Here is a 3,008-nt window from a genome sequence, read left to right on the forward strand (position 1 = left end):
GCCGCCCGCCGGGCCGGCCGGACCAGGCCGCGCAGCAGCGCCGGCACCCCGTGCTCGGCGGCCCGGCCGCGCAGCACAGCCAGATCAAGGTGGACGGGTGCGAGCAGCGCCCGCTCCACACCGCCGGTCCCGCCCACGCTGGCTTTTTCGCCCGTTTCGCCCGTGTCGGCGTCCCCGGCGCTGTCGGCGTTACCGATGGTGCCGGTACCCGCATCTGCGTCGGCGTTCCCGATGGTGCTGGCTTTCCCGCGGGTAGCGGTGCCGGGAACAGTCGCGTCCGGACCGCTGCCTGTGCCCGCGGTGGTGGCGGTGGCGGTGGGGCGGGCGCCGAGGGCGGCGTCGAAGAGGTCGAGCCCGTCCCGCGCGGACAGCGGGCGCAGGCCGGCGCGGGCGATGCGCTCGCGGTCGGCGTCGGTGAGCTCGCCGGTGATCCCGCTGGCGCCGGCCCACAGCCCCCAGGCCAGCGACGTCGCCGGCAGGCCGTGCCCGCGGCGGTAGCCGGCCAGCGCGTCGAGGAAGGCGTTGGCCGCCGCGTAGTTGCCCTGGCCGGGGCTGCCGAGGATGCCGGCGGCCGACGAGAACAGCACGAACGCGGCCAGGCCGGCACCGCGGGTCAGCTCGTGCAGGTGCCAGGCGGCGTCCGCCTTGGGCGCCAGCACGGCATCGAGACGGTCCGCGGTGAGCGCGGTGACGACACCGTCGTCGATGACGCCGCTGGCGTGCACGACCGCGGTCAGCGGGCGCCCGGCGGGGATCGCGGCGAGCAGGCCGGCCAGCGCCTCCCGGTCGGTGACGTCGACGGCGGCGACCGTCACCGACGCGCCGAGGGCGGTGAGATCGTCGCGCAGCTGCTCCGCGCCTGCGGCGGCGAGGCCGCGGCGGCTGGTGAGCAGCAGGTGGCGCACGCCGTGCCGGGCCACCAGGTGGCGGGCCAGCAGCCCGCCCAGCGCCCCGGTACCACCCGTGATCAGCACGGTCCCGTCCGGGTCGAGCGCTGCCTCCGCCGACGCTTCCACCGCCGGCTGTGCCGGTGGGGCCGGTGGGGCCGGGGCCCGGACCAGGCGGGGGACAGTGAGCGTGCCGCCGCGGACGGCGAGCTGCGGCTCGTCGGTCGCCAGCGCCGTGGCGAGCACGGCCGGCAGGTCGATCTCCGGCGGGTCCGCGTCGAGCAGGACGCTGTCCAGCGGGTCGAGGTCGAGCAGGACGAACCGGCCCGGGTGCTCGGACTGCGCCGAGCGGACCAGCCCCCAGCCGGCCGCTACGGCGGGATCGGGGATCTGCCCGCCGGCCGGCACGGCGCCGCAGGTCACCAGCACCAGCTTCGACCCCGGGTCGCGCGGCTCGGCCAGCCACCCCTGCACCAGCTCGAGCACACGGTGGGTGACAGCGTGCGCCGCTGCCGCCGTCCCACGAGAACCGGACGCAGCCGCGTCGGAAGTGGCCGCGTCGGAAGTGGCCGTGCCGGACGCGACCGCGCCAGAAGTGGCTGTGCCGGACGCTGCCGCGTCGGTAGCGGCTGTGCTGGTAGCGGCTGTGCTGGTAGCGGCCGCGTCGGACGTGGTCACGGGGGCGAGGACGAGTTCGGGCTCGGTCGTGCCCAGCCCGGCGAGGTCCGTGGCGGCCCGGGCGTCCACCCCGGCCGCGCGCAGCGTGGTCAGCAGCTGGTGATCATCACTGCCGAGCACCTGGTAGCGGTCGGTGATGGCAGGCAGGTCGGCGGTGGCCGGCAGGCCGATGACGGCCCAGTCGACGGCGAACAACGAGTCCCGGTGGGCCTCGCGTCGCGCCGCGCCGACCTGCGCGGCGCTGACCGGCCGGGACAGCAGCGAACGGACGGAGACAACCGGCGCGCCGGTGCTGTCGGCCGCGTGCACGGCCACGCTGTCGCCGTCACCGGCGATCCGCAGCCGCAGCGCGGCCGCGCCGGCGGAGTGCAGCCGTACCCCCGACCAGGCGAAGGGCACCCGGCCCTCGGACGCGCCGCCCGCGGTGGCGCGCCCGCCCTCGGGCGCGGTCAGGACGGCGGCGTGCAGGGCGGCGTCGAGCAGCGCGGGGTGGATGCCGAAGCGCCCGGCGTCCCCGCGTACCCCTTCCGGCAGCTCGACCTCGGCGAAGACCTCGCCCGCGCGCCGCCACACCGCGCTCGTGCCGCGAAAGAGCGGGCCGTAGGCCAGCCCGGCCGCGGTGAGCTGCGCGTACACGTCGTCCGGGTCGACGGCGGTGGCGTCCGCGGGGGGCCAGGCCGTCGGCGCCAGCGTGTCGAACACCGCCCGCTCCGGCTGCTCCAGCGGCCATGGCCGGCCGTCCGCCGGCCGTCCGTCGGCTGCCGGCAGGCCGGCGGATGCCAGCAGGCCGGTGGCGTGGCGGGTCCAGTCCGCGGGGGTGTCCCCGTCGATGGCGGGCCGGGCGTACACGCCGAACGTGCGCTTCCCCGTCCCGTCCGGTGCCGCCACCACGACCTGGATCTCGACCGCCCCGCGCGCCGGCAGGGTCAGCGGCGCCTCCAGGACGAGTTCCTCGACCGCGTCGAGGCCCACCTCGTCCCCGGCCCGCACGGCCAGCTCGACGAATGCCGTGCCGGGCACCACGACCGTGGCGTGCACGACGTGGTCGGCGAGCCAGGGGTGGGTGTGCAGGGAGAGCCGGCCGGTGAGGATGGCCTGGTCGGTGTCGGCGGGAGTGAGGGTGGCCTGCAGGAGCGGGTGGCGGGTGGGGGTGAGGCCCAGCGCGCTGGGGTCGCCGCTGGTGGTGGCGGGGGGCAGCCAGAAGCGCTGGCGCTGGAAGGGGTAGTTGGGCAGGCCGACGGTGCGTGCGCCGAGGCCGGCGAACACGGCGGGCCAGGTGACGGGGGTGCCGTGGGTGTGTGCGGTGGCGAGCGCGGTGAGCAGGGTGGCCGTTTCGGGCCGGTTGCGGCGCAGCAGGGGGACGGTGACGGGGGCGGTGCGGCTGTCGGTGCTGTCGCCGGTGGTTTCGTCGCCGCTGTCGCTGCTGGTGTTGGTGAGGGTTGT

At 77.2% G+C, this 3,008-nt stretch carries 1 protein-coding gene; it reads right to left on the minus strand.

Annotated elements, in window-relative coordinates:
- The coding region (locus tag NBX02_RS09195) for a type I polyketide synthase (protein WP_250290910.1) at nucleotides 1-3,008 on the minus strand (3,008 nt) is incomplete at both ends.

This window comes from Protofrankia sp. CiP1_Cm_nod1, from assembly GCF_920888515.1.
Taxonomy (GTDB): domain Bacteria; phylum Actinomycetota; class Actinomycetes; order Frankiales; family Frankiaceae; genus Protofrankia.